The following is a 7,358-nucleotide window of genomic DNA, read 5'->3' as shown; positions in this document are numbered from 1 at the left end:
GTGAAGAAGGTGTCGTTGAATTTTTAATTGCTTTATAAGGTTGAATTTTGGGTAATAATTCGCTTTTTTAGATTGTAATTTGTGCTGACACACATTATTTGTGATATTTATGTAAATTTGTAAGCATTTATCAGCCAACGCTATTGTTTGCAAATACCATTTACATCTGTGAACTAAAGCAGATTTTTATTTTATACACCCAACCTGCGGCTTATCTCACGAAATGTAATTATTTGCCGCCTTGGGTTAACAGGATCACAGTAATCATTAGAAGCCTTGCATAGACTTAATTCCATGATTTTATAGGCTTGGGGTTTTCTTTATGCAAGTGGGGAGCTGTTGGTTTGACAAAGAGCGTGGTTTGCTCGTCGAACAAGCTCGGAATGAATCTTGGCACCTTCCTCGTGCTGAGTTACAGGTGTTGACCTTATTGGTTGAACATCAAGGTAAACTGGTCTCAAAGCATGAGCTTAAGACTGGTGATGGTGAGCACCCACCGCTAACAGATACTTCACTCGCTCGCGCAGTATTTATGATCCGCTCTTTTCTTGGTCCGCAGTATGAAGGGCTGATTGAAACCGTCAAAGGCCAAGGTTATTTGCTACACAATACCCAAGGGCAGCGGTTAAAAAGCTTTCATTATCCTCGATTACAGTCACTACCTTGGTGGAGTGCGCTACTGGTTTTTGGTTTTATGCTGGCGATTTCGGGTTTTTATCTTAGCCGAATTGATCATAGTGTGCCGACTGAACCCTTGTTATCGACAGAACTTCCTTTGGCATCAGGACAACATATTCGCTTGCACCTTTACGCTAATTCTAAAACGAACAATACCATATTGTTTGAGTTAGGCGATCGATTGGGTCAGGGACTAAGCCGCTGCGGACAGAGTGATTGGTCCGAGGTTTATTCCTCTCTTTCACATGATAAACAAGTGCTTAACATTACTTTGCGCGGCCATAAGCTCGGGCAGTCCGTTATTCGAAACTTAAAGATAAGTGATTTTAGACGCCCTAAAGAGTTTATTGATGCACAGTGGCTACAGGAGATTGGGATCTGTGGCTAAGTGGCTAAAGTGGACGATAAATCTCACGATTCTCACTGCGCTGATTGTGGCTTGCGGGGTGATTTATCTGCAATCAGTCTCAAATAAGGCAGTGATCCTCAATTGCAGCTCCGAACTTTTTGACCGTCATGCTCAACGGGTTGAAGATGGTAAATACTATCTTTTAGTCGATGTACTGATCTCTGCGGGCAATGCACAGATTAATTATCGATATTTTAACCTCGATGGCTCCAGTGCAGGCACCATTCTGATGCAGGGCGAAGTGCAAAATATGGAACTCAATCGTATGGCCTACAACGTGTCGGTTAAGACCAAGACAGAATCTGAGGAGGTCGATAAAAAACATTGGCCAGAGCATATGAAGTATCTGTCTTATATAAGTAGCTTACATTTTAGTGAGTCAGGCAGACATAACCTTAGCATTGAGGTGCTTGATAGTGACCCAGACCAAGACTACGCCGTGGTATTGTTTCAGCCCAGTAATACGGTTTGTGGTTGTCGAATCGTCAATAGCCGAATTTAATCAGTGAATTTAGCGCGCTTTCGGTTTAGATTGTATTTTCGATGGTGTTAATGCTGACTCTTTGGCTCCAATCATTAAGGTTTTTGTGTTTAAGATACGTGTCAAACAAGAAGAATCCCTGTCGATTAAGTTCAGCCACCAGATGGAAAAGGGCGATAATCGTCAGCTTGACCTCTATTTCTTTTTACCTAAGGAAATGGGCATAGGTGCGCACACCTTAAACGAAGAAGAATATTATCATAGCGCCATTGTTGGCCGCCGTTCTTACTATTCCGAAGGTTTGCATTTACCGCTCGTACAAGGCCGTTTCGCCAGTATGAATCGTCGCACTGTGGAAGAGTTTAGGCTGTACTTAAACTTGTTTGCCTACCAATTTGCGGTAGCGGTTGAAAACGATGTCAAAGAACTCAATCGGATTGCTGATGTTGAGCATTTTTATCTCGCGCTCGATGAGTTGTGTGAACAGATAACCCAATTGCTGAAAAAGTTTCGCCGTAATGAACCAGGCGATGCTAAATGGAAATCCTATTTTGAAAATGCGGATAACTATCTGTCTTGGTTTTGTGAGCAGCAACTGCTAAAAGTATTAGCCCACGCTACCCGTACCAGCGACTTTTCCGACATTCAAGAGCGAGTGCTGACTCTTTGTCGGAATGAATCAGCCTATCGTGATGCCAATAACTATAACTCGGCACAGACAAAACAAGATCCTAATCGAATTTCGAATAAGATGCTGTTATTACGGCGTTTGATTCAGCAAGGGGTCGTACTTAAAGAAGAGTTAAAACCGCTGGGGATCGGCCTTAAAAAGTTCACAACGGGGCTTGCCACGGCATTAGTGATGTTGGTGGTGTCGGCGCTGATTATTGAGGCACAGGGCGTTTTTAGCGGTTTTACTATTGCCCTCGTATTGACCTTAGCGGTGATATACGGATTTAGGGAAATCTTTAAGGACGATGTGCGTAATGCTCTTTGGCGCTTTATCCAGCGTGGTCGGCCGCGGTGGAGCCGTATCTTAAGGGATACCACTAGCCAGGCTGTTATTGCTAAACAATTGGTGTGGTTGGAGTTTATGCGGCCACAGGATTTACCCGAAAAGGTAAACGAAATCCTAAAACACCGACATAGCCAGAACAAAGTCGATGCCGAGATCCTCCATTACAAAATTGCGACTCGGGTAAACCAAGGCGAGTTTCAGGCCGGCTATTCAACAATTCAAGAGCAAGTCAACTTTAGTTTTGTGCCGTTTGCCCGCTACTTAGAGCGGGGTAAAGCCAAGATTTACAAGGAGCTTGAGGGCAAAATCAGCCATGAGTCGGTCGAGCGTCGTTACCAGGTTAATCTGATTTTAGTGCTACGTGATGGCCGTGAAGAGCCGGAATATGCTCGCTATAAAATCACGATGAACCGCTCTGCGATTATCGAAATCACCCAAAGCCAACTGCCAGATTCTTTTAATCCGCCCGTTAAGACGGCTGGCGAGTAAAAGCCTGGCCGATATTCTGGTCGTTATTCTGTTTTGCCCGTTTGAGTGCAACCTCGGCATTGCTGAGGTATTGCTCCAGACTTTGTCCTTCTTGATAGCTAGCTATGCCGATGCTGATCCCTTCACCTAAACCGTTGCTATTAAGCTTTTCTATGGTATTAAGGGCAAAGTGATGTGCCGCTGTTGCATCGGTATCTGGAAGTAATAACAACAGCTTACCCAGTTGCCAATGGAGTATTTGGTAGTGGGTTGGTATTTCAAGTAATAGCTGAATTTCCACTTCTTGCTGGCGATTTTCGAGTTGATCGATATCGCTCATGTGGCTCAGTAATCCCTCTGGATTAATGTCCATCACGAGTAGACTCGAGTGGTTGCGGCTTTGGGGCGAAAGTGAAGCAAAATAGCGTTCTAAATCTGACAGGTGCTGCAAAATCGTGCTGCGATGTGGCACAAAACTGCGGGGTTCTGCGCCACGTTGGCCATCGATAGCTTGTTCTAAGGTACAGATGATGTAATCAATCTCACCGTCAGTCGCGACATGCCCCTTGAGGGTGGCCTGTAAACAATTGGAGTGACGTAGATTGGGTGAGCAAAGGATCTGGCCTTGCCATTGGCCTTGCATGCTGATTTGGGCAGTGATCCGTTGCCATTGATTACCTAAATCGTTAGACAGCAATGACGCTAAATCATGATTCAGATCGCCGTTGAGTTGCATGAGCTGATCAAATACGGGGTTAATTTTTATCAACTTACCATTGGCATCCGTCAGTGCCGTCGCCACCGTGGTATCACACAGCAGCTCACTTAAGAATGCTTGGTTCTGACTGTTAATAATGGCGCTGATATCTTCAAGCGTGATCAACATATGGGGTAAACCTCGCCCTAATCGCGGGGCATGTCGTACGTTGACTCTTAGTGTTGAACCCGCTTCATTGTCGAGCGACAAGTGACCAGACCATTCACCCAATCGGTGCACTTGTTCGAGGATTTGCGTGTGCGTTAGATCATCGAGATTTAAGGCACGTTGCAGACTTCGATCGGTTAGTTCATCTTGGGGAACTCGAGTCGCTTCGGCCGCTTTAGGGTTGGCACTGATAATGCGCGCCTGTTCATTGGCTAATATAAAGCCTATTTCACTGTTAAACAGTGAGTTTGCAACGTCAATGCTGTATTGGCGTGAGCGATACTGTAACCGATACATGTGGCTAAGTAGAATGACCCAAGCGGCCAGTAACGTCAGAACTAAAGATGCGACGATAACGATGTTCTGCCACTGCGAAAACTTTGAGGCAATATCGTCGTTACGGATATAAGAGAGTAAAAAATATTCCCGGCGCAGCTCGGGTTGGTTAGTGAGTTCAACTTTAAGGTAAACAAACGTCGCGTCTTCACCGTGAAACTGGCCAAAGTTGCTCATCGACATTTCGCGCCATAGTGCCGGATAACTTTGGCGTAAACTCGCGCCTAAGGTATCTGGAATATGGGTTAACGGTGCAAGATCGCTCACCCCTGCATAGAGTAATCCTTGGGTATCTAGTACTAACATGGGGGATTTATTGCTTGAGAAAGCAGGTTTTATTGCCTCTAACATCTGTACCATTGAATTGTAGGTAACGAGATAACCTAAAGAGCTTTGATCGGGTTTTTCTAACCAGGTCATTTGATACATGTAGGGTTCGAGCATGCCATTGAGTGGCACAAACTCTAAAGGTGAAGTGAACACTTCTTTTCCACCTAAATTACGGCTAGAGCCAAGAAGGGCTGCGGGAAGTGCATCCTGACTAAAGTTAGCCGGTGTTGCAAATTTATAATTTCCCTGAGGGTCGAAGAGGGCAATCCCTAGTAGTTCGGGAATATGCTCAACGAGTTCTTGCCAACTTGCCTGTAATTTTTGCTCTGCTGCAGGAGTTGGATTTTTAAGATATTGATTGAGTAGTTCATCCTTGGCGAACAACTGAGTGCGAAACTGCTGAAAGGCAACCTTATCTGTGATCAGCGTGCCTATCGTTTGTAATTCGCTATATCTTTGAGTTGCCCATTCTTCCTGTAACCTACGCTCACCTAAGGTAATGATTAAATTAGTTAAAATTATCATACCTATCACAAGCATCGATAACTGACTCGCAACAGCCAACAGGCGTTGGTGAGACCAATGCAGCCCTTGGGTCAATGAAAGTAATGGTGCGAGTGGATGTAGGCTTGGTTTGTTCTTCAGCATGGGCCGATTTTGAGTTGATGATCTGTTAATTTGGCTATGTTAACACGAATGAAATGTTACGACAGTGGCAAGTTGCTCGGTGATGGCGTTATCCCGAGCAAGAGATTCAATCTAGTGGAGAGTCAAGGAGCTTGCTAGCCGAGTGTGCCGAGTACTCTGTGTTTAAACTCGCAGCCAGTTGCGAGCACTTGCTCACGGCAAAGGTCGATATCTACTCCATCTAATCCTTCAATCGCTGAGACTTGCACTCGCTCAATATAGTGGGGTGCGAGGGCGATAAAGGCATTTACCGCGGCATAGGAGTCTGCAAGTTTAGGTCGGCAATGTTGGTTATAGGCCGCCTCATTATCGGCATTGAGTGAGATAGATAAGCCATCAACACATTCAGCCAGTTCGGGCAGGATGTTACGTCGATGCACAAGATTACCCAATCCATCGGTATTGACCCTAACTCGACCGCCACGACGTTTAATTTCCTTGGCGACGGCAAGCAGCGTTGGAAGATTCATGGTCGGCTCGCCATAGCCACAAAACACATATTCCTCAAAGTCTTCCACATTGCCTAACAGCGGGATAATTTCCTCCGGTTTGGGCTGGTGGGTTAGTGCTAATTGATATTCATGGATTTGCTTGCTGCCATTGTGTTTCGGACAAAAGACACAACGCAGAGTACAGCGGCCAGTGATGTTTAGATAACGGCTTTTACGAATGTCGTAGACCAAGGTTTCGGTTGCGCAGGTCTCATTGGTACAGACTTCTGCGGTAGTATGGCCATTGGCTAAGGTCTCAGTGGCGATGAGCGGTTCAGGTTTGGCTCTAGCAGTGTGTGAGTTTGGCATACAACGACTTTATTTGGGTCTAAGCGATAACTTAAGGTGAGTGTAACCAATGCCCATAGGGATAACTGCCACTTAGATCGCACTACGCGTTTTAGGATGGCGCACTGCAAAAGCAAAAGAGAGCCTAAGCTCTCTTTTTATGGGATTCGCATAGATTACAGACGATAACTAATCCCGCTTATAGTCTGACTCATGTATGGCATCCAAGGAGATACTGTGGCTCTCGTTGATATGCAATGGAGTGTCCTGCGTTTTTTTCGGACGCCACCACCAATGGTAGAAGCGGCTACCAACGCGCTTTGCATCATCAAGTATGATATACAGTAGCGGCACTAGGATTAAGGTCACCACAGTTGAGAATAGAATACCGAAGGCGAGTGAGGTCGCCATGGGGATCACTATCTGCGCCTGTAAGCTGCGCTCAAGAATAATAGGCACTAGACCGACAAAGGTGGTCAATGAGGTCAAGATAATCGCCCTAAAACGATAACATCCTGAATCGACCGCTGCTTGCCTCACCGATTGACCTTGTTCACGAGCTCGGTTAACAAAGTCAACTAAGATCAGCGAATCGTTCACCACGACCCCTGCAAGTGCAACGATACCACAAAGACTCAACACACTCATGGCAAGTCCTTGGATCAAATGCCCAAACAGGGCGCCGATAATCCCAAAAGGGATCACTGACATAATGATCAGTGGCTGGCTGTAGGATTTAAGCGGCACAGCCATCAAGGCATAGATGGTAAACAGTGCAAAGAAGAAACCTTGTATCAATCCGACCATGGCATTCTGTTCATCCAAACTGCCACCATCGAGAGCCGTTTGAATCTTAGGATATTTTGCCTGAAGTTGCGGCAAGTAATCTTTCTGGATTTCATTAACGACTTTAGAAGGTTCAACCTTGTTTTTATTCGCGTTAGCGTTAATGGTTATTGCTCGTTTACCATCGACACGGGTAATAGATGCATAAGATTCACCCTTTTCGACTTCAGCAACGGTGGAGAAAGGTACCGACTTACCTTGCGGCGTTCGGATCAACATATTCTCCAGATAGCCAACGGTACGGCGCTGTTCTAAGGGATAGCGAACCATGACTTTGATTTCTTCTTTATTACGTAAAATACGTTGTGCTTCATAACCGTAGAAGCCGTAACGGACTTGGCGTGCTAAATCGGATAAGGTTAAACCTAATGCTTCCGCCTCGGGGCGGATTTTTAAACGGA

Annotated in this window: 6 protein-coding genes; 3 read left to right on the top strand and 3 right to left on the bottom strand. The window is 45.4% G+C overall.

Annotated elements, in window-relative coordinates:
• Positions 1-322: 322 nt before the first annotated feature.
• From L976_RS12680 to L976_RS12670, 3 genes are all read left to right on the top strand, one after another.
• Positions 323-1,066, top strand: a complete 744-nt coding sequence (locus tag L976_RS12680) for a winged helix-turn-helix domain-containing protein (RefSeq protein WP_037414710.1) — start codon at positions 323-325, stop codon at positions 1,064-1,066.
• Positions 1,059-1,589 (top strand): hypothetical protein, encoded by a 531-nt coding sequence (locus tag L976_RS12675; protein ID WP_037414709.1) that lies wholly within the window; start codon positions 1,059-1,061, stop codon positions 1,587-1,589. The genes L976_RS12680 and L976_RS12675 overlap by 8 nt, the downstream gene beginning before the upstream one ends.
• A gap of 85 nt (positions 1,590-1,674) precedes the next feature.
• Positions 1,675-3,075 carry a hypothetical protein gene (locus tag L976_RS12670; RefSeq protein WP_037414753.1) on the top strand — a complete coding sequence of 467 codons (1,401 nt, stop codon included), beginning with the start codon at positions 1,675-1,677 and terminating at the stop codon, positions 3,073-3,075.
• On the opposite strand, the gene L976_RS12665 is transcribed toward L976_RS12670, so the two are convergent.
• The 3 genes from L976_RS12665 to L976_RS12655 form a co-directional block, all read right to left on the bottom strand.
• Positions 3,056-5,293: a PAS domain-containing protein gene (locus L976_RS12665; RefSeq protein WP_047537226.1), complete on the bottom strand. Its 2,238-nt coding sequence runs from the start codon at positions 5,291-5,293 to the stop codon at positions 3,056-3,058. The genes L976_RS12670 and L976_RS12665 overlap by 20 nt on opposite strands.
• A 134-nt stretch (positions 5,294-5,427) precedes the next feature.
• On the bottom strand, positions 5,428-6,132 hold the full coding sequence (locus tag L976_RS12660) for a TatD family nuclease-associated radical SAM protein (protein ID WP_037414706.1): 705 nt from the start codon (positions 6,130-6,132) through the stop codon (positions 5,428-5,430).
• Between the two features lie 168 nt (positions 6,133-6,300).
• On the bottom strand, positions 6,301-7,358 hold a 1,058-nt coding region (locus L976_RS12655; RefSeq protein ID WP_197062278.1), incomplete at its 5' end, for an efflux RND transporter permease subunit.

The sequence above is a fragment of the Shewanella sp. ZOR0012 genome, assembly GCF_000798835.1.
Taxonomy (GTDB): Bacteria; Pseudomonadota; Gammaproteobacteria; order Enterobacterales; family Shewanellaceae; genus Shewanella; species Shewanella xiamenensis.
Note: the sequence above shows the minus strand (reverse complement) of the source record. Positions and strands in the feature narration are given on the sequence as shown.